Raw genomic sequence first — 24570 nt, 5'->3', positions numbered from 1 at the left:
CGATGCCGTAAGGTGACCGGGTGACCTTGCGTGAGCGGAAGAGGGCCCGGACCCGGGAGGCCCTCGTGTCGGCGGCCGTCGACCTTTTCGAGCGGAACGGGTACGAGAAGACGACCGTGGCCGACATCGCGGCGGCGGCGGAGATCGGGACTCGGACGTTCTTCAGCTACTTCGCCAGCAAAGAGGAGCTGCTGTTCCCTTCGAGCGACGCCCGCGTGCGCGCCACCGTCGACGCCATCGCCTCGCGGCGGCCGGACGAGGGGCCGGCCGAGGTGCTGGTGCGGGCGCTGGCCGAGGCGGCGGCGACGGATGACGACCTGACCGGGCCGATGGCGGCGCTACGGATCAAGCTGATGCGCGAGGTGCCGACGGTGCTCGGGCGGGGGCTGCAGATCCAGCTCGACGCGCAGCGGGAGATCGGGCGGCACCTGGCCGCTGCCTATCCGGACGAGCTCGACGAGGTGTCGGGGGCGGCGCTGGCGGGCGCGCTGATCGGGGCGGTGTCGACGGCCTTGGTGGTTTTGTTCGACGATCCCTCGGGGGTGCCGTCGCCGTCGGCGGTGCGCTCGGCGGTTCGGCGGGCTACGTCGCTCGCCTTGCGGCCGTGGTCTCGGCCTCAGCCGTTCGCCACGTCGTCGCTGTCGGACGCGATGGTGGTGACGGCGCCGGACGGATCGGTGGTGCGGCCGCTGGCGGCGGTGCGCGGGGCGGGGAGTTTCGCGCATTTCAGCTTGGGGGCCGGGGAGGTCTCTCGGGCGGTTGTGCATGCCACGGTTCACGAGATCTGGTACGTCGTGGCGGGGGAGGGGGAGATGTGGCGTTCCTCGTCCTCCTCGCCCGCCGGGATCGTCGCGCTTCGGCCGGGGGTTTGTCTCACGATTCCGGTGGGGACGGCGTTCCAGTTCCGGGCCGGTGCGGTGGGTCTCGAGGTGGTCGCGGTGACGATGCCGCCGTGGCCGGAAGAGGCGGATGGCGAGGCTCGCCCGGCATCGGGGCCCTGGGAGCCGTCGGTCTGACGCCGCCGGTCCCGTCTTTACCGTGGCATCGAGGCGGGTCTATGATCTGGCGCATCAGCCTTTGGGAGCGCTCCCATCGCTCTTTCGCGGCAGTCCGAAGGAGAACCGCGCCATGACCCGTCTTCGTACCCTGCTCGCGGTGCTGGTCGCGGCCGCCGCCGGGCTTCTGCTGCTGGGCATCCAGCTGCCGGCGAGTGCCGACCCGGTGACCGGCAACGCCACGTACTTCGATGCGCTCGGCTCGCCGTACGGCGGATGTGGTCTGCCGCAGGCCCAGCTGGACACCCAGGACTTCGTCGCGCTGAACGTCTACAACACGCCCGGGGACTACAACTTCTACCCGCGGCCGGTGACCGACGCGTCGAAGGTCGGCCAATGGAACAACGGTCTGAACTGCGGACGGTTCGTCCAGGTGTCGATCGGCGACTACTGCACCGGCGTGAACGACGGCGCCCAGAACCAGGCGTTCTGCCGCAACGGCGCCTGGACGGCCGACAAGTACAACGGCGCCACCCTGACGATGACCGTCGCCGACAGCTGCGGTGACTCCAACGGCTGGTGCCGCGACGACCCGTACCACCTGGACCTGGCGAAGGACTCGCTGAACCGCTTCGCGCTGAACGGCACGGCGGTCGGCGACATGTACCCGAACCATTGGAACAACCGTCATATCAGCTGGCAGTACGTGCCCGCCCCGAACTACTCCGGCGACATCAAGATCGGCTTCCTGCAGGGCGCCCAAGCCTACTGGCCCGCGATCGCCGTCTCCCATCTGGCCAACGGCATCCACGGCGTCGAGTACTACTCGGCCGGCGCCTGGCAGACGGCCACGATGAACAGCGACATGGGCCAGTCCTACATCATCGCCGGCCTCACCTCAGGAACGACCAATTTCCAGATCCGCGTACGCGACGTCAACGGCGCACTGATCAACAACGGCCGGGTGTACAGCTTCTCCCTCCCGTCCGCCTGCGGTTCCCAGTGCTCCCAGGCGTACACGGCAACGACCTACACGACCAGCGGCGGCGGCACCACGTCGCCGACGACCCCGCCCACCACAACTCCGACGACACCGCCCACGACCCCGCCCACCACTCCGCCGACGACCCCGCCCACGTCGGCTCCGGCGGGTTCGTGCACCGCGTCGTCCACGGTGGTCAGCTCCTGGTCGGGCGGCTTCCAGAGCAACGTGACCGTGAAGGCCGGCAGCACCCCCATCTCCGCCTGGACCGCCCGCTGGACCTTCACCAACGGCGAGCAGATCACCCAGCTGTGGAGCGCCTCCTACACCACCAGCGGCTCCACGGTCACCGCCCGCAACGTCAGCTGGAACGGCTCCCTGGCCGCGAACGCCTCCACGACGTTCGGCTTCACCGGCTCCGGCACACCCGCCGCCGTCGCCATGACCTGCACCCCCGCCTGACCCCGCCTGACCCGCACTCCCGCCCAACCGGCCACCCGGCCCGGCCGCGCCCACCCGCCGCCGGGCCGGGCCACCCTCACCGGGTCGTGGCGGGCCGTCGACCGCGGCGCCCGTCCGCCCGTTGCTGGGGTGCGGGCGCCGCCTCGCATGCCGGGGTGGTCAGGGGTGCGGGACGTGGACGGGGTCCACGTGCCAGATGGTGGAGATGTAGTCGCGGACCGTGCGGTCGGCGGAGAAGAAGCCGGTTCGGGCGGTGTTCAGGATGGAGGCCCTGGTCCAGCGGTCCTGGTCTTGCCACGCCTCGTCGACCTCGGACTGGCAGTCGACGTAGGCGCGGTAGTCGGCCAGGGTCAGGTACTCGTCGCGGTTCAGGAGGGAGTCCGCCACCTCCTGGCCGACTCCGCCGAAGGCGCCCGAGGCGATCGCGTCGAGGGCCGCGCGGAGCTCGTCGTCCCGCTCGTAGTACGCGCGCGGGTTGTAGCCCGCGGCCCTCAGCGCGGTGGCGCCGGGGGTGTCCAGGCCGAACAGGAAGAAGTTGTCGGCGCCGACGCGGTCGCGGATCTCGATGTTGGCGCCGTCGAGGGTGCCGATCGTGATGGCGCCGTTGAGCGCCAGCTTCATGTTGCCGGTGCCGGAGGCCTCCTTGCCGGCCAGGGAGATCTGCTCGCTCAGGTCGGCAGCCGGGATGATCAGCTCGCCGAGGGTGACGTTGTAGTTCGGCGGGAAGACGATCTTGAGGTACGGGGCGACGGCCGCGTCCTCGTCGACGACCCTGGCGACCGCGTTGATCAGCCGGATTATCGACTTGGCCGCGTGGTAGGCGGGGGCGGCCTTGCCGGCGAACAGGACGGTGCGCGGGACGTACGAGCCGCCGGGGTTGTTCTTGATCCGGTGGTACTGGGTGATCACGTGCAGGAGCTTGAGCTGCTGCCGCTTGTACTCGTGGAAGCGCTTGACCATCACGTCCGTCAGCGAGTCCGGGTCGCCGAGACCGAGACGGACCTTGTTCGCCCGCTTGATCTCGCGCCAGCGGGAGAGGAACGCGGGGTCGTCGGCCAGCGGCGCGAGGTCCTCGAGACGGTCGAGGTCGTTGATCCAGCCGCCGTCGCCGAGCGACGAGGTGATCAGGTCGGCGAGGGACGGGTTCGCGAGCCGCACGAAGCGGCGCGGGGAGACGCCGTTGGTGACGTTGCGGAACTTCGCGGGCCACAGCTCGGCGAAATCACGGAGCGTCGTCTCGGCCAGCAGCTTCGAGTGCAGCTCGGCGACGCCGTTGACCGCGGTGGTCCCGGTCACGGCCAGGTTGGCCATGCGGACGCGGCGCTCCGGCTCCTCCTGGATCAGCGACATCCGGCGTACGCGATCGAGGTCGTCGGGGAAGCGCGACCGGACCTCGCCGAGAAGCCCCTCGTTGATCGCGTAAATGATCTCGAGGTGGCGGGGGAGAAGGCGCTCGAACAGCGCCACCGGCCACGTCTCCAGCGCCTCCGGCAGGAGCGTGTGGCAGGTGTAGGCGAAGGTGCGCTGGGTGATCTCCCAGGCCTCGTCCCAGGACAGGCCCTCCTCGTCGACCAGCAGCCGCATCAGCTCGGGGATCGCCAGCGTGGGGTGGGTGTCGTTCAGCTGGATGGCGGTCTTGCCGGCGAACTCGGACCAGGCGGCGTTGCGCAGCCGGAACCGGCGGATGATGTCCCGCAGCGAGCACGACACCAGGAAGTACTGCTGCTTGAGGCGCAACTCGCGGCCCAGCTCGGTGCTGTCGTCGGGGTACAGCACCTTGCTGATGTTCTCGGCGCGCACCGCCTCCTGCACGGCCTCGGCGTACTGGCCGGCCGAGAAGCGGGAGAGGTCGAACGACGACTCGCTGCCCCGGGCGCTCCACAACCGCACGATGTTCACGGTGTCGGTGCCGTAACCGGGCACCAGCATGTGGCTGGGCTCGCCGAGGACGATCTCGCCGGGGATCCAGGTGGTGTTGCCGTCGGAGTCGCGCGTCGTGTGGCCGTAGAAGAAGACCGTCTGCCGATCGTCCGGCGCCGGGAACTCCCACGGGTTCCCCTGGAACGCCCAGGCGTCGGGCTTCTCCACCTGGGCGCCGTCGGCGAAGGCCTGCTTGAAGATGCCGAAGTCGTAGCGGATGCCGTAGCCGACCGCCGGGATGTCCAGCGTGGCCATGGCGTCGAGCAGGCAGGCCGCGAGGCGCCCGAGGCCGCCGTTGCCCAGGCCGGGCTCGACGTCCAGCTCCTCCACCTCGCCGGGCGCGAGCCCGAACGCCTTGAGCGCGGCCGCCGCGACCTCACCCGTGTTCGAGTAGAGGAGGTTCTGCGACAGCTGCCGGCCGAACAGGAACTCGGCCGAGAGGTAGTAGACCCAGCGGGGATTCGCCGCGTACTGGGCGGCCGAGGTCCGCGCCCGTCGCGCGGCGAGCCGGTCACGCACGGTCAAGGCCAGGGTCTCGTAGGCGTCCTGCGCACTCGCCGACTCCACGGTGGTGCCGCGCCGGTAGTAGAGGTTGCTCAGCAGGTCCTGCTCGAACTCGGCCGGCGTGTTTCCCAGCGGCCGGAGCCCGATCCCGTTCCGAAGGTCCATGGACGCACCCTCCCGCAAACAGGTTGCCGGAAGTTGTCAGCTATATGCCACTTACCGAGACTCCTGCGCCAAATCGGAGGCGCCTAACCCTCCAGTTGAGGTTGAGGGTTAAGGCTGGAGGTGAGGTTGAGGTCGAGGCTCACGTGGTCGTCAGGTATGCGACCACCATGTCGCTGAGCATGCCCCGGTAGTGGTCGCGGCGGGCCGGGTCGAGCAGGTCCCGGTTGAAGATGGCGCCGAAGGTGTGCTGGTTGGCGACGCGGAAGAAGCAGAAGGAGCTGATCAGCAGGTGTACGTCGATGGCGTCGACGTCGGTGCGGAACTCGCCGGTGGCGCGGCCGCGCTCGAGGATGCGGTCGAGCAGGAGGACGGCCGGGGTGTTGATGTTGACCATCTCGGGGAGGCGGGCGATGTGCTCGGCGCGGTGGATGTTCTCGATGCTGACCAGGCGGATGAAGTCGGGGTTGGCCTCGTGGTGGTCGAAGGTCACCTCGGCGATCCGGCGGATCGCGTCGGCCGGCTCCAGGTGGTCGACGTTGACCTGCTGCTCGGCCTCGCGGATGCGGGCGTACGCCGCCTCGAGCGCCGCGATGAACAGCTGCTGCTTCCCGCCGAAGTAGTAATAGATCATGCGCTTGGTGGTGCTGGTGCGGGCGGCGATCTCGTCGACGCGGGCGCCGTCGTAGCCGCGGTCGGCGAACTCGGCGGTCGCCACGGTGAGGATCTCGGCACGGGTGCGCTCGGCGTCGCGGCGGCGTTCCGCGGTGGGCCGCGCGGGGCTGGCAGTCATCGGGCTCCTGTCCGGGATCGCAGAAAGGGGATGGCTAGAACGACGCGCCGAGAGGGTGGTCGAAACCGCGCTCGGCCATCCGGTTCGCCACCTCGGTCAGGTCCTTGACGAAGGTGTCGATCCGCTCCTCGGTGAAGCGCATGGTCGGCCCGCTGAGCGTGAGCGCGGCGACCACGGCCCCGGAGCGGCCGAGCACGGGGACGGCGACCGCGGTCAGCCCCTCCTCGCGCTCGCCGTGGCTGACCGCGAAACCCTGGTGGGCGGCCTCGTCGATCCACTCCTGCATGCGGCGCACATGTTGCTCACCGTACGGCGAGGAGCGCGCGATCCGGGCGAGCAGCGCGGGCGACGCGTGGCGCAGCAGCACCTTGGCCGACGCCCCGGCCCACATGGGCAACTCGTCGCCGACGTGCACGACGTGCCGCAGCGGCTGCGGGCTCTCCTGCTGGGCGATGCAGACGCGGACGATGTCGCGGGCGACGTAGACGTTCACCGTCTCGCGGTCCTTGGCGGCCAGGTCGCGCATCATGCGCTTGGTCTCGGGCGGCAGCTCCCAGCTGCTGCGGGCCAGATGCGCCCAGCGCCACAGCCCGGGGCCGGCCATGTAGCCGTTGCTGGTCGCCCACAACAGGCCCATCTGCTCGAGCGTCTGGATCAGCCGGATCACCGTGGTCTTGGCGAGACCGGTGGCGGCGACCACCTCGCGTACGGTGATCGACGGCCGCTCCTCGGTGAGCAGCGACAGGATGTCCAGCGCCCGCTGTACGCTGCGAACCCCGCCTGCCGAGCCCTCGTCCTGAGCCTGCACGGTCCACTTCCTCTCCACGGTCGTCCGCAGGTTACCCCAAACCGTAGAGCGGTCCAATTCCTGGTGGAAAGTCCGATAGGTGGGGCCCGCCGAGCGGCGGGCCCCATGTCGGGTCAGCGGCAGAAGGGCTTCATGCCCATGGCGGACTCGATGCCCCCGAGCAGCAGCGACCGGTACTCGGCCGCGCCCGGGAAGGTGGTGTTGCTCAGGTCGAACAATGCGGCGTCGTGGCCCAGCGTGGTCAGCCACGCCCGGCCGCCGTCGTAGTACTGGCACCACGCCACCGGGTGAAGGTCGCCGTGCCCCGGGTGGCCCATGCTGCCCTTGACGCCGCGGGTCAGCGTCGACTCGTCGACCGTGGCCAGGATGCGCACCTGCGACGGGAACGGCACCAAGTTGTACCACTCGTCCTCGAAGCCCCACCGCGACGGCAGCGACTGCGTCGAGACGTCGCGCCGGTCGGTGATCCGCACCGTGCCGGTCTGCTCGGGCCCGTGGTCGTAGTAGTTGGCGCCGCCGAGCAGCCCCTCGTACCACGGCCAGTTGTACTCGGTGCCGAAGGCGTTGTGCGCGCCGACGAAGCCGCCGCCACCGCGGATGTACTGCCGCAGCGCGGTCTGCGCCGCGTCGTCGAGGGTGTCGCGCGAGGTGCTGAAGAAGATCACCGCGTTGTAGCGGAACAGCTGGTTGGGCGAGGCGACCTGGGCCAGGTCCTCGGTCCAGTCGACGGCGAAGCCGTTCGCCTTGCCCATGGCGATGATGCCGTTCTGCACCACGTTCGCGGCGGTGAGCGGTGGGTTGAGCCCGGACGCCAGCGCCGGGCCGAGATTGGCGTGCCGTGGTCCGGCCGTACGCGTGAAGAGCAGCACCTTGTAGCCGTTGGTCGCGGGGTCGAAATTGCCCCAGTCGTGGTAGCAGCGCGGGTCGGTGCCCCGGCAGACGCCGTAGTCGGGGTCGCCCAGCTGCTGGGCGCCGTGGTCGGCGCCGGGATGACCGGCCGCCGCGTGGCCGCGGGCGATCAGGACGGCGGTGAGCGAGAGCAGGACGGCGAGCGCCGCCGCGAGCGGGACGAAGCGGCGGCGAACGGATTCGATCATGGACGGGCTCCTAATCAGGCCGAGGAGGTCCGCTAGATGGACCGACTGATCCATTTTGGGCTCGCTCACCGTAGGCCCGGGCCCGCGCGGCAGGCAACCATGGATTTGCATCCGGCTCTTGTTGCGAATGGATGAACAGGCTTATCGTCTGACCATCCAGCGGAACCAACGGTCCACGTAGCGGACCAGGAGAGTGAGCATGGACAGACGAAAGTTCCTCGCCGCGGCCGGTGCCGGCGCGGCGACCGCGGTGGCCGCCCAGGCTCCGGCCCTGGCCGGCGAGCCCGCGAAGACCACGCCCGCACCGCCGCAGCCCACCGACTTCCGCCCGCCCGGCCGCGATTTCCCCAAGGTCTGCGGCGACCTCGGCAACCAGAACCACTCACCGCTCAAACAGATCAACCGTCGTACGGTCGGACATCTCGGCGGCGCCTGGCACGTGAACCTCGAGGGCGGCAGCACCGAGCAGGGCCAGCAGAGCACCTGCGTCGTGCAGGACGGCGTTCTCTATGTCCAGACCAGCCAGCAGAACGTCTTCGCGGTCGACGGCCGCACCGGCGCCGTCAAGTGGAAGACCAATGTCGGCACGCGCGGCACCAATATGCGGGGAGTCGCGCTCGGCGAAGGCAAGGTCTTCTCCACCTCAGGAGCCAACATTGTGTACGCCCTGGATCAGCGCACCGGAGCAGTGATCTGGCAGAAGCAGCTGATCACGGCGGACGAGGGCGGCGCGGACAGCGGCTGCGACCCGCAGAACGGCCAGTGCGGCGGCCTCACCGGGACGCTGGCCGGCGCGGTCGTCTACCACGACGGCCTCATCTACGTCGGCATGCAGGGCAGTACCGGCGGGGCGCGCGGGCGGGCGTACGCGCTGAAGGCCGCCACCGGCGAGATCGTCTGGATCTTCTGGTCGGCCCCGGGCCCGGGCCAGTTCGGGAACGACACGTGGGCCGGCGACTCGTGGAAGACCGGCGGCGCCGTTCCGTGGATCCATCCGGCCATCGACCCGTCGCTGGGGTTGGTCTATTGGACCTTCAGCGGGCCTTACCCGCGGACCGATGGCTCGTCGCGGGCCGGGGACAACCTCTTCGCGAACTGCATCGTGGCGCTCGACGCGAAGACGGGGGAGCGGCGCTGGCACTTCCAGTCGGTGCACCACGACATCTGGGACATGGACAACGTCATGGCCCCGGTCCTGATCGACCTGCGGATCGACGGCCGGCTGCGCAAGGTCGTCGTCTACGGCAGCAAGGTCGGCATGTACTACATCCTCGACCGGCGCACCGGCGAGGCCGTTCACGGCATGGAGGAACGGCCCGTTCCGCAGGACGAGCGGCAGAAGACGGCGCCCACTCAGCCGTTCCCGGGCGGCGAGCCGTTCTGCCCGCAGGAGCCCCGATTCGACAACGCGACCCGGCCGGTGCCGTTCTACGAATGGGGCGGCCTGTACACGCCGCACTGGGACCGGGCGACCATTATCTTCCCCGGCGCCGGGGGCGGCGGCGATTGGATGCAACTGTCCTTCAATCCGTACACCGGATGGGTCTATGTGGGTTATGGACTGATCAATTCGGGCTATTCGAATGCCCGGGACGGCCGGGTCAACACCTCCCGGCCGCTCGGCGAGTACTTCGCGGGCGGCATCGCGGCGGTCGATCCGCGCACCAACACCCCCGTGTGGCGGCGCGACGGGGAATGGTCGCTCGCGCACGGCAACGGCATTCTCACCACGGCCGGGCGGGTCATGTTCCAGGGCGGCCCGGACGGCCTGCTGCACGCCATGAACGACGAGACCGGGGACGTGGTCTGGTCGTTCCAGTGCGGGGCCGGGGTACACACCAGCCCGATCGCGTACGAGATCGACGGGGTTCAGTACCTCGCGGTGCTGGCCGGCGGCAACGGCCTGCCGTATCCCGACATCCCGCGCGGTGACCATCTGTGGGCCTTCAAGCTGGGTGGGACCGTCGCGCCGGCGCCGACCCCCACGCCGCCCTCCAAGCGCAACGACATCCGCACGGCGGCGGTCACCGGAGTCACCACCGTGACGCTCGGGCGGATCTGGAGCACGTCGACCGGCGCGCCGGGAACGACCGAGAACCTGGTGGCGCAGAACGCGATGGCGCCGCAGCACCTGCGGATTCCAGCCGGCACAACGGTCACCTTCGTCAACCCGGCCAGCAATGCGAGCGCGCATGCGGCGGTGGCGTTCTTCGACAACGAGTTCGACACCGGCGTGCTGATGCCCGGCCAGTCCGCCACCCACGTCTTCGATACGCCGGGCACCTACTTCTACAACGACGCCATCTACCCGCAGAACACCGGCAAGATCGTCGTCTACTGAGGAACGACTGAGGAGTCGCCATGAAGAAGAAATGGACCGAACCGCGTACGACCCGGATCGAGACGGCCGCCGAGATCTCGGCCTACGCGGGAACCGGCGGCCCGTGGCCGCGCCGCGACCAGCGCTGACCCGCTCGGAACTCGCCGGCGCCCTGCACGCGCAGGCCGCACGGTACTGGGACAAGCACCCGTTCCACGTCCGGCTGCACGCCGGCGGGTGCGGGCCCGGCGAGATCCGGTCCTGGGTCGCGAACCGCTGGTACTACCAGCGGCACCTCTCGCAGAAGAACGCCGCGATCATCGCCGCCTGTCCACACCCGGAGATCCGGCTGCGGTGGCTCGACCGGATCGCCTTCCAGGACGACGGCGGCCTGGCCGACTGGCTGGCCCTGGGGGACGCGGTCGGGCTCAGCGAGGAGGAGATCCTCGACGAGCGGCACGTGCTGCGCGGCACCCGGTTCGCGGTCGACGCGTACGTGGCCTTCTGCCGGACCCGGCCCTGGCTGGAGGGCGCCGCGGCCGCGCTCACCGAGCTCTTCTCGCCCCGGCACATGGCCGATCGCGTGCAGGCCTGGCGCGCGCACTACGACTGGATCAAGCCGGACGGGATGGCCTACTTCGACAACCGGATCCCGGTCGTGCGATCGGACAGTTCATTCACGCTCGACATTGTTCTGACCTATGCACGTACGCGGGAGGAGCAGGAGGCCTCGGTGGCGGCACTGGCGTACAAGTGCGACGTGCTGAACGCGATCCTCGACGCCGTCGACTACTCCGGCGGGCTGCCGTCGTGAGGCCCGGGCTGGCCGTCGGCTGCTCGCTGGTCTACGACGTGGGCCGGGCCGGGTACTTCGTGTTTTACCCGGAGGGCGTGCTCGCGCTCGACGAGCCCGCCGCGGCGGTGCTGACCCGCTGCGACGGGCGGACCCTGACCGATCTCGTCGAGTCGTTGTCGGCCGAGTACGACGGGGTCACGCCGGACTCGGTGGCGCGGCTCCTCGACGATCTGATCGCCCAGCGGATCGTGGCCGACGGCGGCGTGCCGGTCGAGCCCCGCTCGGTCGGCGGCCCGTCGGCGCTCCCGGCGGGCGCACCGATCGGGCTGGTGGCCGAACTGACTCACCGGTGCCCGCTGCAGTGCTTCTACTGCTCGAATCCGATCGATCTGTCCCCCGACGAGATGGACACCGAGGGCTGGCTCGGCGTCATCGACCAGGCCGGCGAGCTCGGCATCCGCCAGCTGCACCTGACCGGCGGCGAGCCCCTGCTCCGCCGCGACCTGCCGGCGCTGGTCGCCCGCGCCGGCGACCGCGGCCTGTACACCAACCTCATCACCAGCGGCCTCGGCCTGTCCCCGGCCCGCCTGTCGGCCCTGGTCGACGCCGGCCTCCGCCATGTGCAACTCTCCGTGCAGGACAGCGATCCCGCCTCGGCCCGCCGCATCGCCGGCCTGGCCGTGACCGATCGCAAACGCTCGGCGGCGGCCGCCATCGTCGCCTCCGGTCTGCCCTTGACCGTCAACGTCGTTCTCCACGCCGGCAACGCGGATCGGGTCGCCGAGCTGGCCGCCCTGGCCGTGGCGCTGGGCGCGAGCCGCCTGGAACTGGCCCACACGCAGTTCTACGGCTGGGCCCTGCGCAATCGCGCGGCGCTCATGCCCACTCCCGACCAGGTGGCCGCGGCCGATCGCGCTGCCGCCGAGGCCGCTCGGCTCCTCCCGACGACGTACGTCCGGCCCGACTATCTGACCGGCATACCTAAGCCGTGCATGCAAGGTTGGGCCACCCGCCAGCTGGTCATCACCCCCGCCGGCGACGTCCTGCCCTGCCTGGCCGCCGCCCAGCTTCCCGGCGGCCCGCCACCCAGCGTCCGCACCTCGTCCCTGCACGACATCTGGTACGACTCGGAACTGTTCAACCGCTACCGCGGCACCGCCTGGCTCCCGTCACCCTGCCGCGACTGCGCCCTCCGCGAGCTCGACTTCGGCGGCTGCCGCTGCCAGGCCTTCCAGCTGACCGGCGATGCCTCCGCCACCGATCCCGCCTGCCACCTGTCCCCGTCCCACGCCCTGGTCACGTCCCTCACCACCCCGGCCCCACCCCGCCCCCTCCCCGTCTCGCGCCGGTTCCCATGAGGGTGCGCTTTCTCGGCACCGCGGCCGGCGGCGGGCTTCCACAGTGGAACTGCGCGTGCGCCGGTTGCCGCGCCGCTCGCGAGGGCGGTTGGTCGCGCCGCCAGGACACCGTGGCGATCAGCGGCGACGGCCGCGTCTGGTACCTCCTCAACGCCGCACCCGACCTCCGCCTCGACGCACCCGAGCTCCATCCCGGCCCGGGACTGCGCGAGACACCCCTGCGCGGCGTCATCCTGACCAGCGCCGAGCTCGACCACACCACCGGTCTGCTCACCCTCCGCGAGACTTCCGCCATTTCCGTGTACGCCTCGAGCACCGTCCTTGCGGCCACCCCGGCGCTCTCTCTGCTCCGCCGATACACCACCGTGAACGAGTCGCCCCTGATCGGTGGTGTCCCGGCCGTGCTCGACGGCGGCCTCACCGTCACCGCGTTCCCGCTCGGCGACAAGCGTCCCCGATACGCCGGCGAATCCGCGGCCGGCATCGCGGCGCCGTCCGGGGCGCCCGCCGGCGAGTGGGTGGTCGGGCTGCGGCTGACCAACGGCCGGACCACCGTGATCTACGCACCCTGCCTGGCGGAATGGTCGGACGAGCTCACCCGGGCCGACGTGGTCATTCTCGACGGCACCTTCTTCAGCGACGACGAGTTACGACGGCACACCGGCGTCGATCGCACCGCCCGCCAGATGGGCCACCTGCCGATCGAGGAGTCCCTGCCGCTGCTCGCGCCGGGGCCGCGCTACCTCTACACCCACCTGAACAACACGAACCCGGTCGCCCGGCCCGATTCGCCCGAACGCGCGCTGCTGCACCGTCACGGCGCCGCAGTCGCCCCCGAGGGCCGAGACCTAGCTGATCTATAGGAGATCTGGCTATGGTGATCGTGACACCGGAATCCCTGATCGGAGGACCTCCCATGTCCGTCACCGATGAGCTGCTGGCCAACGCCGAGCGCTACGCCGCGACTTTCGACAAGGGCGCCCTGCCGCTTCCGCCCGCCAAGCACGTGGCGGTCGTGGCCTGCATGGACGCCCGCCTCAACCCGTACGGAATCCTGGGTCTGAGCGAGGGCGACGCGCATGTGATCCGCAATGCCGGCGGGGTCGTCACCGCCGACGAACTGCGTAGCCTGGCGATCAGCCAGCGGCTCCTGGGCACCACCGAGATCATCCTGATCCACCACACCGACTGCGGCATGCTCACCTTCACCGACGACGACTTCCGGTCGGGCATCGAGCGCGAGGTCGGCATCCGCCCGCCGTGGGCCGCCGAGGCGTTCACCGACCTCGACGCGGACGTGCGGCAGTCCGTCCGGCGCATCCAGGCCGACCCGTTCATCCCGGTGAAGGACTCGGTCCGCGGCTTCGTCTACGAGGTCGAGACCGGCAAGCTGCGCGAGGTGCGCTGACCCCGCCACCGGCAGGCCGCGCCACTTCGGCGACAGCGAGCCCATCCGGGCGCTCGTCCCATCCGTAGTGAACGAATGACGGTGGGAGGATGCGATGGCTGGGGACAAGGCCGACGGCACAGCGGCAGAGCTGGACGAACCCACGGCGGAATGGCCGGCGCCGGACAGGACGGAAGAAGACACCGATCCCTTCGGGTTCGCGCCCGTCTACGGCCCGCCCCGCGACCCGTTCGTGGAGGAGACGGACGACCTGGACGAGCCGACCCTCCCGGGCTGGGGACAGCCCGCCCGGGACCGGCACGCGACCGTCGGCCGGCGCCGCCTGCTGGTCGTCGCCGGCGTGTTCTGGGCGCTGGCGGCGATGGTGGGCGCGATCCTGCTGGTGTCCGCGAAAGGAGGCGCCGGCGGGCGCACCGAGGCGGTCTTCGAGATCGTGGACGGTGCCGGGCGCGTACAGGTGACGGCGGGTGACCTGGGCAGCCAGCTTTATCGCGTGTCGACGCCCGGGGCGACCTCCCGGGTGGAGGACGGCGGCGGGACCCTGCGCCTTCACCTGAAGGCCGGAGCCAGGGCCGTCGAGGTCGTCCTCAACAAGAACATCCTGTGGACGGTGCGCCTGAAGGGCGGCGCGGACCAGGCGCGACTGGACCTGAGCGCGGGCCGGGTCGCCGGGGTCGACCTCGAGGGCGGGGCCAACCGGATCGATCTGGCGCTGCCGGCGACCAAGAGCATGACGGCCGTACGGATGAGTGGCGGCGTCGATCAGTTCGAGGTGCGGCTGGCCGGCGGAACCCCCGTACGCGTGCAGGTGCGCGACGGCGCCGGCCGCATCACTCTTGCGGGTGACACCCACACCGGTATCGCGCCCGGCAAGGAGTTCACGACCGCGGGATGGACCCCGGGCGGGAGCGGCGTTGACCTGGTGGCGGACGCCGGAATGTCGGGTTTGACGGTCAGCCTGGGGTGAACTTCTACGCACCTGCGTACTTGTTCGGTGCCGGGACCGGCAGAAAGATCGAGCCCAGTTGATCGCTGACGAGGGTGAGATCGATGAGCATAGCAACGACGCAGCCGACTGTTCCGGCCGACCCGGCCGGTGCCGCCACGCCGGGTGAGTTCGCCCGGCGGCTGCGGGCGCTGATGGTGGCTCGCCGCCGCTCCCTGGACAGTGTGGCACGGCGCAGCAAGGACGCGGGGACCCCCATCTCCCGCGCCACCGTCCACAACCTGATCACCGGCGGGAGTGTGCCGCGCCGTGACACCGTGCTGGGTTTCCTGCGCGGTTGCGGCGTGCCGCCGCGGGAGCAGATCCGATGGCTGACCAAGCTGGACGAGGTTTACCCCGACGCCCGTCGCGGCATCGCGCCGCGAAAGGTGCCGGAACCGCGACTGACCGGCCTGCGCGCGCCGGAAGGGCGCCTGACCGCCTGACCGCCCGACAACGGGACGGGGCGCCGCGAGGCGCCCCGTCCCGTGTCTTCGCTACTGCTTGTTGAGCGCGTCGACCTTGGCGGTCAGGATGGCCAGGTCCTCGAGGATCTGCGCGTACACCCCCTCCGGCGGCAGCGGGTCTCCACCCTTGGTGGTGCCGCGCATCGCCGCCGACCACACGTCGCCGGTGAGCTCGGAGAGGTTCCGCTGGTAGGTGCTCCCGGGCGTCGTCGTCCCCGCGATCCGGTAGTCGACCAGCACCTCCTTCGCGATCTCGCCCAGCCGTGAGTCGATGGCCGCCTTCGTCTGGGCCGCGATCGTGTTGGTGATCCAGGTTTTGTCCGCTGCGGTCAGTGCCACGGGGATGTCCTCCAGGTGCCAGGAAGCGGTCGAGGCTTCGAGATTCGTTGCGTACGAGGCGGAGAAGTGCGCGTGCTCGGTGTGTGGAGACGACCCCGTGTACGTCTTCTGCACCCAGCCCGACGACGCCGACCAGATGCGCCGGTTGTAGATGATGTAGCGCAGCCGCTTCTCGGCGCCCGAGCGGCACCGCGCCAGCAGGAACTGCACGCACTTCTCCATGGTCAGGTCGCTCTCGCGCAGGTCGTCGTCCACGTCGATCGCGTGCACCTCGTTGATGTGATCGGCGTCGTGGATCGGCACCGAGCCGGTCTCGTCCGGATTGTGGTCCGAGACCTCGTGCTGGTGCGCGGCGTCGCCGATCGATCCGTCCGAGGCGTGGTCGCGAGACGGTGCGATCCGGTCGAAATCGGCGAAGAGCGCCTTCAGACAGGGTATGAGCACCCAGTCAGCCATGCGGTTTGCCTTCCCTTCGGAAAAGGGCCCTTCCCTACGGTCACCACACACCCACCGGATGAGCAAGCGAAGATCCGTCGATCGAGGAGGGATTTATGGGCGGGCCGCGGCCGCGGCCTCCAATGTGTCCCGGAATGCCCGGGCGGCCGGCGAGGCGGCGCCGGCGAGTCGCTGCGCGGTGAAGATGGTACGACGAGGAGCGCCGGGCGGGTCGAGCAGACGGCACGAGGTCTCCCGCCCGGCCCACACCAGATCGGGGATGAGCGCGACCGCGTTGCCCGACTCGACCAGCCGGATGTGCGCCTGCAGGTCGGCGGTCTCGTAGCGGACGTCCGGCTCGAACCCGGCGGTGCGGCACATCTGCTCGGCGAAATGCCGGGACGCCGCGCCGCGCGGTTCCATCACCCACGGCATGACCCGGGCGTCGGGGAGCGACTCGACCGGGTGCAGCGCGACCTCCACGGCGGGCAGGGCCAGGCGGATCGCGTCGGTGGTCAGCGGCCGCCGGTCGAGGCCGGGGTGGTGTGGCGCGGCGTGTGCCGGGTACTGCTCGGCGATGACCATGTCGAAGTCACGGGCCCAGGTCTCGCGGAGCGCTTCCTCCGGCTCTCTTTGCACCATTTCCACGCGTACGTCCGGATAGCGCGTCGCCATGTCCCGCAAGGTTGCCGGCATCAGGGCCAACGCCGCCGATTGGAAGACGGCGACCCGCACCCGGCCGCTCACCCGGGTCAGCGAGGCCTGCAGCGCGGCTTCGGCCCGTTCGAGCGTGTCGAGCACCTCGGCCGCCGACTCGACGAGCACCTCGGCCTGCGGGGTGAGCTGGACGCGCCGCCCGGCCTTGCGCAGCAGCGTCATGCCGGTCTCCTTCTCCAGGAGGCTGAGCTGCTGCGACACGGCGGACGGGGAGAAGTTGAGCGCCTCGGCGACGGCCGCGAGCGTCCCCCTGATCGCCAACTCCCGCAGCAGCACCAGACGCCGGATCTCCAGCATGATTTCCCACTCCCTGGGCAAACAGTAAGAAGGTCTGAAGAGTACTCGTCAAAAACCATCGCTTTTCCTTAACCGGACACGGACGGACACTGGCGCCATGACCGATCTCGCGATGCCCGCCGACACCGACCTCGCCCAGGAGGCGGTCGCCCTCGTGCGACGCTGGCTGCACGAGGCCTCCGCCGTGCCGGTCGGCGGATCGGCCGCGCAGCTCGCCGGCCTGCTGCGCGACCCCAAGGGCCTGCAGTTCGCGGTCGGCTTCGTGGACGGCGTCGTACGCCCCGAGGACCTCAAGGTCAGCGCCCGCGCCCTGTCCGCGATCGCCCCCGGCGTCCCGCGCTTCCTGCCGGCGCCGCTGCGCGCGGCGGTACGGGTCGGCGGCGTGATGGCCCCGGTCCTGCCGGGCGTGGTCGTCCCGGTCGCCCGCCGCGTGCTGCGCCGCATGGTCGGTCACCTGGTCGTCGACGCCACCGACGCGCGCCTGGGCCGGGCGATCTCCCGGATCCGCCGCCGCGACGTCCGGCTCAACGTCAACCTGCTCGGCGAGGCCGTCCTCGGCAAGAAGGAGGCGGGCCGCCGGCTGCGCGAGACCGAGCGGCTGCTGTCCCGCGACGACGTCGACTACGTGTCGATCAAGGTGTCGGCCGCCGTCGAGCCGCACAACCCGTGGGCCTTCGACGAGGCGGTCGACGACATCGTGGAGCGCCTCACCCCGCTGTTCCGCCTGGCCGCGTCGTTCGAGAAGACCAAGTTCGTCAACCTCGACATGGAGGAGTACAAGGACCTCGACCTCACCATCGCGGTCTTCACCCGGCTCCTCGACGCTCCCGAGCTGCGCAACCTCGAGGCCGGGATCGTGCTCCAGGCGTACCTCCCGGATGCTCTCGCCGCGATGATCCGCCTGCAGGAATGGGCGGCCCGGCGGCGCGCCCGCGGCGGCGCCGGCATCAAGGTCCGCCTGGTCAAGGGCGCGAACCTGCCGATGGAGCGGGTCGAGTCGACCGTGCACGGCTGGCCGCTGGCGACCTGGGAGAGCAAGCAGGCCACCGACACCAACTACAAGCGGGTCCTCGACTACGCGCTGCACCCTTCGCGGATCGAGAACGTGCGGCTCGGGGTCGCGGGCCACAACCTCTTCGACATCGCGTACGCCTGGCTCCTGGCCGGCCGTCGCGAGGTGCGGAACGGCATCGAGTTCGAGATGCTGCTCGGCATGGCCGAGGGCCAGGCCGAGGTGGTCCGGCGCGAGGTGGGTGGGTTGTTGCTCTACACGCCGGTCGTACGCCCCGAGCAGTTCGACGTGGCGATCGCGTACCTGATCCGCCGTCTCGAGGAGGGCGCGAGCCAGGACAACTTCATGTCGGCGGTGTTCGAGCTCGACTCCGATCAGGGGCTGTTCGCGCGTGAACGCGACCGTTTCCTGGCGTCCCTCGGCGATCTGGACGACACCGTGCCCGAGTCGCGCCGGGTGATCGACCGGTTCGCCGCGGTGCCCAAGTCCGGGCCTGGCCATTTCGAGAACACCCCCGACACCGACCCGGCCGTCGCCGCGAACCGCGCCTGGGTGCGTGACGTGCTCACCCGCGCGTCGGCCTCGACGATCGGCGTCGCCACGATCGACAGGGCGCGCATCGACGACCCGGCCGGCCTCGACGAGGCTCTGGCGGGCGCCGTCGCGGCGGCCGGCGAGTGGCATCGGCTCAGCGGCGCCGAGCGCGCGCGGATCCTGCACCGCGCCGGCGAGGCGATCGAGGCGCGCCGGGCCGAGCTGCTCGAGGTGATGGCGGCCGAGGCCGGGAAGACCGCCGACCAGGCCGACCCCGAGGTCTCCGAGGCCGCCGACTTCGCCCACTACTACGCCGAGCTGGCGGCCGGCCTCGACCAGATCGACGGCGCGACCCCGGTGCCGGCCCGGCTCACCCTGGTCACGCCGCCGTGGAACTTCCCGGTCGCGATCCCGGCCGGTTCGATGCTGGCCGCGCTGGCCGCCGGGTCGGCCGTGGTGATCAAGCCGGCCGGGCCGGCCGAGCGGTGCGGCGCCGTGCTCGCCGACATCATCCGGCCGGTGCTGCCCGACCCGCGGCTGCTCACCCTCGTGCAGGTCGACGAGCAGGCGCTCGGCAAGGAGCTGATCGCTCACTCGCTCGTCGACCGGGTCATCCTCACCGGGGCGTACGAGACGGCGGAGTTGTTCCGGTCGTTCCGCCCCGACCTGCCGCTGCTCGCGGAGACCAGCGGCAAGAACGCGATCATCGTGACCCCGAGCGCCGACCTCGACCTGGCGGTGAAGGACGTGGTCGCCTCCGCGTTCGGGCACGCCGGGCAGAAGTGCTCGGCGGCGTCGCTGGTGGTGCTGGTCGGCTCGGTGGCCCGCTCGGAGCGGTTCCGCACCCAGCTGCTCGACGCCGCCTCGTCGCTGACCGTGGGGTACCCGGCGGACCCGCGCACGCAGGTCGGGCCGGTCATCGAGCCGGCGGCCGGGAAGCTGCTCACCGGGCTCACCACCCTCGGCCCGGGGGAGAAGTGGCTGCTCGAGCCCCGGAAGCTGGACGACGAGGGCCGGCTGTGGACCCCGGGCATCCGGGACGGCGTGCGGCGCGGCTCCGACTACCACCGCACCGAGTACTTCGGGCCGATCCTCGGCGTCATGACCGCGGCGACCCTGGACGAGGCCATCGACCTGGTCAACGAGGTCGACTACGGACTGACCTCGGGGCTGCACTCGCTCGACCCGGCCGAGGTGCGCACGTGGCTCGACCGGATCCGGGCCGGCAACCTGTACGTGAACCGGGGCATCACCGGCGCGATCGTGCGCCGGCAGCCGTTCGGCGGGTGGAAGCGCTCGGCGGTCGGCCCGGGCACCAAGGCCGGCGGCCCGAACTACCTGGTCGGCCTCACCGGCTGGGAGCCGGCCCGCGCCCACCTGGCCGCCACGATCGAGTCGACCGGGGTGCGCTCGCTGCTCGCCGCGGCCGCGTCGGTGCTGGACGACGCGGAGATGTCCGGCATCTCCCGGGCCGCCGCCAGCGACGCGGCCGCCTGGCGGGAGCACTTCGGACCGAGCGACGTCTCCGCGCTGTGGGCCGAGCGGAACGTCCTGCGCTACCTGCCGCAGCCGGTCGAGGTGCGGCTCGCCGCCGGCGCGCCGGTCGCCGACCTGGTGCGGGTGCTCGCGGCCGGCGTCCTCGCCGGCTCCCCGCTGCGCGTCTCGGTCGGCACCCCGCTGCCCGGCTCGCTCGCGGCGGCGATTCCGGCCGAGATCCGGGTGGAGAGCGACCAGGCGTGGGCGGCCGGCCTGCGCCCCGGCCGGGTACGCCTCATCGGCGGCTCGGCCGCGATCCCGTCCCGCCCCGACCTCGCCGTCTGGTCGAACCCGGTCACCGAGTCCGGCCGGGTCGAGCTGCTCCCGTTCCTGCACGAGCAGGCGATCAGCATCACCGCCCACCGCTTCGGCAACCCGGACCACCTCGCCGCCGAGGTGCTGTGACCACACCACGCGCGACCACCCAGCGCCCGGGCCATGGCAGCCCCGCACCGCGCGGTCAAGCCGTGGGCCGGGCCACCGTGTTGCGCAGGGGCCGGCCCGACCGGAAGGCGGCCAGGTTCTCCAGGATGAGGGCGGGCGCGCCCAGCGGTCGCCCGCCCGCGGCGTGTGGCGAGACGATGATGTTCGGCTCGTCCCACAGCGGGGAGGACGGCGGCAGCGGCTCGATCTCGGTGACGTCCAGCGCCGCGCCGCCGAGGCGGCCCTCGCGGACGGCGGCGACCAGCGCCGCCTCGTCCAGGGTGGCGCCGCGGCCGACGTTGACCACCCAGGCGTGCCGGGGGAGCAGGGCGGCGATCCCGGCGTCGAAGGCGTGCCGGGTCTGCGGGGTGGCGGGCAGGATCATGATGAGCACGTCGGCGGTGGGCAGCAGCGCGGGGAAGTCGGCCTCGGTCGCGACCGGGTAGCCGTGGCGCTCGCCGGGGGATTGCGCCACGCCGGTGACCCGGGCGCCCAGCGCGGTCAGCAGGGGGGCCGTGACGGCGGCGATGCTGCCGAAGCCCCAGATCACCACGTGCGCTTCCCGGAGCGTACGGAAATGGTCGGGGTCTTTGAGGGGTTGGTTTCCGCCCAGTTCGGACGCCCAGCGATGGCCGATCTGGGCGCGCGTCATCAGATCGACGCGGCGGGCGGCCGCCAGAACCAGGGCGAGGGTGTGCTCGCCGACCGTGCGGTCGTGCAGCCCGCGACCCGAGGTCACCACCACGGACGGGTCGAAACCGGCGGCCAGCACCGCGTCGGGGCCGGCGGCCAGCGTCTGCACCCAGCGCAGGCTCTTCATGCGGCTCGCGGCGTCGCGCATCTGCGACTCCGGGTTCCCCCAGACGACCAGCACCGAAGCGTCGGCGTGCTCCTCGGGTACGGGGTCGGTCACCGAATACGGGAAACCGTCGACACCGGCTGGGAGCGTGAGATCCGAGAGGTCGACGTTGCTGGGCAGCAGCACCTTCATGACTGCTCAGCCTGCCATGCCTGGAGCAGTCCGTCGATCTTGGCGCGGTGTGCCCGTTCCCAGTCGTCGAGCGTGAGCGCCGCATCGGCCTGATGTTTGGCCTCGGCCGCGGCGAGCGTGTCGTCCAACTCCTCCTGGGGGATCACGACGACACCCTCCTCGTCGGCCACCACCAGATCGCCGGCCCGCACCGGGACGCCGCCGCAGCGGATCGGCACGTTTAGCGGCAGCGCCGCGCCCTTGCCGCCCGGGATCGGGATCACGCCGCGCGCCCAGACCGGGAAGCCCATCTCGCGCACCTCGCCGAGGTCGCGGATCAGGCCGTCCAGCACGAACCCGGCGATGCCGTTGCGCTGGGCCACCGCGCACACGTTGCCGCCGGCCAGGGCGTAGTCGAGGTCACCCGACTCGACGACGATCACCGAGCCCGGCTCGGCCCGGTATATCGCCGCGTGCAGCATGAGGTTGTCGCCGGGCGGGCAGCGCACGGTGAACGCCGGGCCGGCGATGCGCGGCAGCGGTGACCAGAGCGGCCGGATCACCGGGTGCATCACCTGCCGGCGGTCCAACACATCCGCGAGCGTGGTGGTAGGAAGGTCAGCCATTCGATCAATTTAGTTGCGGACCTCGCGGCCGTGCGCGACCAGGGCGTAGATCACCAGAACGTCCAGGGTGACAAGAATGATCGACCAGAGGGGGTACGCCCCGAGGAACAGCATGCTGGAGAACGCGCTGAGCACGGCGATCAGCACCCCCAGCGCCCGCGCCCACAGCATGCCCAGGAAGATCCCGGTCGCCGCGGCGATGGCCAGCACCCCGAGGATCACGTGCAGCCAGCCCCACGCGCCGTAGGGCATGGACAGCGCGAGCGCCGCCGGGCGTACCGCGTAGAAGCTGTCGTCGGCGAGCGCCACCACCCCTTCGAACAGGTGGAACAGCCCGGCGATGAACAACATGATGCCGCCGAACACGACCATGCCCACCCAGCCGGTCATGGGCGGTGCGGAGCCCGCCCGGCCGGGCCGTTCGGTCGCGTAACTGCTCTGCGTGGACATGCGACTCATCGTGCGGCGGGCGGCGTGCGTGCGCGCCATCCGCGGCGGATGATGCCCGTATGTTCACCGACGGGTCAGGCTGCGGTGATGGTTGACGTCCCCGTGCCTGCCGGGCGGCGCTGGCTGGCCCGCCTGGCCTTCCTGACCGCCGCGGTCGCCATCGTGCTCCTGCTCGCCGCGGCCGGGGTGCGCGCCAGCGTCGCGCTCCTGCTGGTCTCGGCGCTCGGCATGGCGATCATGCTGGCCGCGGCCTGGTCGTTCCTCACCCACCGCGGCGTCGTGCGCTGGGCCTCCGCGCTGGTCGCGGTGGCCGCGCCCGTCACCGTGGCGATCTGGTACGCGCGCGAGTCCCTCATCTGGATCGTCGTCGTCTTCGCCGTGCTCTGGGCCGGCATGGTGGCCGCCGGCCGCGCCGCGCTCCTGCGCCACCACGACATGGCGGCCGAGTATGACACCCCGCGGCCGTCCCGCCCGTTCCTGATCATGAATCCGCGCTCCGGCGGCGGCAAGGTCGTCCGCTTCGACCTGGAGCAGCGTGCCCGCAAGCTCGGCGCCGAGGTCTTCCTGGTGCAGGGCACGGACGTCGATGTGGCCGCCGTGGCCCGCCAGGCCGTCCGGGACGGCGCCGACCTGCTCGGCGTGGCCGGCGGCGACGGCACCCAGGCGCTGGTGGCCGGCGTGGCCGCCGAGTGCGGCGTGCCGTTCCTGGTCATCTCGGCCGGCACCCGCAACCACTTCGCGCTGGACCTCGGCCTCGACCGCGTCGACCCGTCCACCTGCCTCGACGCCCTCACCGACGGCGTGGAGCTCAAGGTCGACCTGGGCCGCGCCGGCGACCGGATCTTCGTCAACAACGCCTCGTTCGGCGCCTACGCCACCATCGTGCAGAGCCCCGAGTACCGCGACGACAAGACCGGCACCACGCTCGACCTGCTGCCCGACCTGCTCACCGGCCACCAGGGCCCGACCCTGAGCGTGCAGGCCGGTTCGCTGTCGCTGATCGGCCCGCAGGCGGTCCTGGTCAGCAACAACCCGTACGGCCTCGACGACGTGGCCGGGCTGGGCCGCCGCTATCGCCTCGACGGCGGGATCCTGGGCGTTCTGGCCGTCCACGTGCGCGGCGCCGCCGACGCCGCGAGCCTGGTCTTCGGCGGCCGGCCCGGCACCCTGACCCGCGCCGAGGTCCGGACCGTCGACATCGACTCGACCGCCGGCAGGCTCCCGGTGGGCGTCGACGGCGAGGCACTGATCATGCCCACACCGGTCCGCTGCACCATCTCGCCCGGCGCCCTCCGCGTCCGGGTGCCCCGCCACCGTCCCGGCGTTCCGGCGCCTCCGCCCGAGCTCGACTGGGCGCGCCTGCGCAAGCTGGCCTTCGGCCTGAACCGCCGATGACCGAACCATTGGTCATCGCCCACCTCTCCGACCTTCACCTGGGCGCCGACGTACCCGCCGCGGTGGCCTCGATCGCCGACGAGGTGGCCGCCTTCGAGCCCGATCTGACCGTGGTCAGCGGGGACCACACCATGCGCGCCCGCCCGAGCGAGTTCCTCCGGGCGGCCGACCTGCTGGACAAGCTGCCGGCCCCGCGCCTCGTGATCCCCGGCAACCACGACCTGCCGCTGATCAGCCCGCTGCGGGTGACCGCGCCCTACGCCCGCTACCGCCGCTGGATCGGCGAGGACGATCCGGTGGTGCGGATTCCGGGTCTGACCGCCCTGGGCATCAACAGCATGCCGTGGTGGCGGTGGAAAAGCGGGCGGGTGACCCCGGAGCAGGCGGTTCTCATCCGGCAGGTGCTGGGTCAGGCTCCTCCCGCCGACGTACGCCTGCTGGCCCTGCACCATCCGCCGTTCGCGGGCGGCCCGGCCCGTCTGGTCGGCCGTTCCCGGCTTTCGCAGGCGCTGCAGGCCGCCCAGGCCGACGTCGTCCTCTTCGGGCACACGCACGTCCCCGCCGTCGAGCAGACCCCGACCCACCTGCTGCTGGTCAACGCGGGCACGGCCACGAGCTACCGCACTCGCAACCTGCCGCGCTCCTGGACCCTGCTCCGCATCCACCCGACCGCCATCGAGGCCCTCGAGCGTTTCGAGTCCACCCCCGGCACCTGGCACACCGGCCGCGTGATCCACCTCTTGCGCCGATAGGTTTGAAGGTCTGCACGTTCTTCAGAT

21 protein-coding genes are annotated in these 24570 nt (G+C 71.2%); 12 read left to right on the top strand and 9 right to left on the bottom strand.

Going from position 1 to position 24570, the window contains the following annotated elements; genetic code table 11:
- Positions 1–20: 20 nt before the first annotated feature.
- Together A3CQ_RS60155 and A3CQ_RS0115695 are read left to right on the top strand one after the other, a co-directional pair.
- On the top strand, positions 21–1016 hold the full coding sequence (locus A3CQ_RS60155) for a TetR family transcriptional regulator (RefSeq protein WP_020511891.1): 996 nt from the start codon (positions 21–23) through the stop codon (positions 1014–1016).
- 112 nt (positions 1017–1128) lie between these two features.
- Positions 1129–2439 carry a cellulose binding domain-containing protein gene (locus A3CQ_RS0115695; protein WP_020511890.1) on the top strand — a complete coding sequence of 437 codons (1311 nt, stop codon included), beginning with the start codon at positions 1129–1131 and terminating at the stop codon, positions 2437–2439.
- A gap of 159 nt (positions 2440–2598) precedes the next feature.
- Here A3CQ_RS0115695 and A3CQ_RS0115690 read toward each other — a convergent pair whose 3' ends face one another.
- The 4 genes from A3CQ_RS0115690 to A3CQ_RS0115675 all read right to left on the bottom strand — a co-directional run bounded on the left by A3CQ_RS0115690 (position 2599) and on the right by A3CQ_RS0115675 (position 7723).
- Positions 2599–5028 carry a glycogen/starch/alpha-glucan phosphorylase gene (locus A3CQ_RS0115690; protein ID WP_020511889.1) on the bottom strand — a complete coding sequence of 810 codons (2430 nt, stop codon included), beginning with the start codon at positions 5026–5028 and terminating at the stop codon, positions 2599–2601.
- A 139-nt stretch (positions 5029–5167) separates the two neighbouring features.
- Complete coding sequence (locus A3CQ_RS0115685; RefSeq protein WP_020511888.1) at positions 5168–5818, bottom strand: TetR/AcrR family transcriptional regulator; 651 nt, start codon at positions 5816–5818, stop codon at positions 5168–5170.
- A gap of 34 nt (positions 5819–5852) precedes the next feature.
- Positions 5853–6644 carry an IclR family transcriptional regulator gene (locus tag A3CQ_RS0115680; protein WP_051115259.1) on the bottom strand — a complete coding sequence of 264 codons (792 nt, stop codon included), beginning with the start codon at positions 6642–6644 and terminating at the stop codon, positions 5853–5855.
- Positions 6645–6739: 95 nt separating this feature from the next.
- Positions 6740–7723, bottom strand: a complete 984-nt coding sequence (locus A3CQ_RS0115675) for a ThuA domain-containing protein (RefSeq protein WP_020511886.1) — start codon at positions 7721–7723, stop codon at positions 6740–6742.
- Positions 7724–7922: 199 nt separating this feature from the next.
- On the opposite strand from A3CQ_RS0115675, the gene A3CQ_RS53035 reads away from it, so the two are divergent.
- From A3CQ_RS53035 to A3CQ_RS0115630, 7 genes are all read left to right on the top strand, one after another.
- Entirely contained in the window at positions 7923–10064 is a 2142-nt protein-coding gene (locus A3CQ_RS53035) for an outer membrane protein assembly factor BamB family protein (RefSeq protein ID WP_020511885.1), read from the top strand.
- Between the two features lie 103 nt (positions 10065–10167).
- Positions 10168–10857 (top strand): pyrroloquinoline-quinone synthase PqqC, encoded by a 690-nt coding sequence (gene pqqC, locus A3CQ_RS0115660; RefSeq protein WP_020511883.1) that lies wholly within the window; start codon positions 10168–10170, stop codon positions 10855–10857.
- Positions 10854–12197: a pyrroloquinoline quinone biosynthesis protein PqqE gene (pqqE, locus tag A3CQ_RS0115655; RefSeq protein ID WP_020511882.1), complete on the top strand. Its 1344-nt coding sequence runs from the start codon at positions 10854–10856 to the stop codon at positions 12195–12197. The genes pqqC and pqqE overlap by 4 nt, the downstream gene beginning before the upstream one ends.
- Complete coding sequence (gene pqqB / locus A3CQ_RS0115650; RefSeq protein ID WP_026205737.1) at positions 12194–13060, top strand: pyrroloquinoline quinone biosynthesis protein PqqB; 867 nt, start codon at positions 12194–12196, stop codon at positions 13058–13060. The genes pqqE and pqqB overlap by 4 nt, the downstream gene beginning before the upstream one ends.
- 53 nt (positions 13061–13113) lie before the next feature.
- Entirely contained in the window at positions 13114–13605 is a 492-nt protein-coding gene (locus A3CQ_RS0115645) for a beta-class carbonic anhydrase (protein ID WP_020511880.1), read from the top strand.
- A gap of 94 nt (positions 13606–13699) precedes the next feature.
- Positions 13700–14572, top strand: a complete 873-nt coding sequence (locus A3CQ_RS57440) for a hypothetical protein (RefSeq protein ID WP_020511879.1) — start codon at positions 13700–13702, stop codon at positions 14570–14572.
- 83 nt (positions 14573–14655) lie between these two features.
- Positions 14656–15036, top strand: coding sequence for a helix-turn-helix domain-containing protein (locus tag A3CQ_RS0115630; RefSeq protein WP_020511878.1), 381 nt, complete (start codon positions 14656–14658; stop codon positions 15034–15036).
- 51 nt (positions 15037–15087) lie between these two features.
- Here A3CQ_RS0115630 and A3CQ_RS57435 read toward each other — a convergent pair whose 3' ends face one another.
- Both A3CQ_RS57435 and A3CQ_RS0115620 read right to left on the bottom strand, forming a co-directional pair.
- Positions 15088–15852, bottom strand: coding sequence for a hypothetical protein (locus A3CQ_RS57435; protein WP_051115258.1), 765 nt, complete (start codon positions 15850–15852; stop codon positions 15088–15090).
- Positions 15853–15945: 93 nt separating this feature from the next.
- Entirely contained in the window at positions 15946–16845 is a 900-nt protein-coding gene (locus A3CQ_RS0115620; RefSeq protein WP_020511877.1) for a LysR family transcriptional regulator, read from the bottom strand.
- Between the two features lie 97 nt (positions 16846–16942).
- Between A3CQ_RS0115620 and A3CQ_RS0115615 the strand changes: the two genes are divergently transcribed.
- The gene (locus A3CQ_RS0115615) at positions 16943–20332 is read left to right on the top strand and encodes a bifunctional proline dehydrogenase/L-glutamate gamma-semialdehyde dehydrogenase (RefSeq protein ID WP_020511876.1); all 3390 of its coding nucleotides are present in this window, start codon (positions 16943–16945) and stop codon (positions 20330–20332) included.
- A 55-nt stretch (positions 20333–20387) separates the two neighbouring features.
- Here A3CQ_RS0115615 and A3CQ_RS0115610 read toward each other — a convergent pair whose 3' ends face one another.
- Genes A3CQ_RS0115610 through A3CQ_RS0115600 form a run of 3 tightly spaced genes read right to left on the bottom strand, consistent with a single transcriptional unit; the run spans position 20388 to position 22396 of the window.
- Positions 20388–21341, bottom strand: coding sequence for a phosphoglycerate dehydrogenase (locus A3CQ_RS0115610; protein WP_020511875.1), 954 nt, complete (start codon positions 21339–21341; stop codon positions 20388–20390).
- A complete protein-coding gene (locus A3CQ_RS0115605) occupies positions 21338–21946 on the bottom strand; it encodes an RraA family protein (protein ID WP_026205736.1) in 609 nt (202 codons plus the stop codon). Before A3CQ_RS0115605 ends, A3CQ_RS0115610 begins: the two co-directional genes overlap by 4 nt.
- A 9-nt stretch (positions 21947–21955) precedes the next feature.
- On the bottom strand, positions 21956–22396 hold the full coding sequence (locus tag A3CQ_RS0115600; RefSeq protein WP_157295922.1) for a DUF7144 family membrane protein: 441 nt from the start codon (positions 22394–22396) through the stop codon (positions 21956–21958).
- A gap of 87 nt (positions 22397–22483) precedes the next feature.
- Here A3CQ_RS0115600 and A3CQ_RS0115595 point away from each other — a divergent pair, with 87 nt between their 5' ends.
- Positions 22484–23791, top strand: a complete 1308-nt coding sequence (locus tag A3CQ_RS0115595; RefSeq protein ID WP_020511872.1) for a diacylglycerol/lipid kinase family protein — start codon at positions 22484–22486, stop codon at positions 23789–23791.
- The gene (locus tag A3CQ_RS0115590; RefSeq protein WP_051115257.1) at positions 23788–24543 is read left to right on the top strand and encodes a metallophosphoesterase family protein; all 756 of its coding nucleotides are present in this window, start codon (positions 23788–23790) and stop codon (positions 24541–24543) included. Before A3CQ_RS0115595 ends, A3CQ_RS0115590 begins: the two co-directional genes overlap by 4 nt.
- The last annotated feature ends 27 nt before the right edge of the window (positions 24544–24570 follow it).

Source organism: Paractinoplanes globisporus DSM 43857, from assembly GCF_000379645.1.
GTDB classification, from domain to species: domain Bacteria; phylum Actinomycetota; class Actinomycetes; order Mycobacteriales; family Micromonosporaceae; genus Actinoplanes; species Actinoplanes globisporus.
This window is presented reverse-complemented; position numbering and strand designations above follow the sequence as displayed.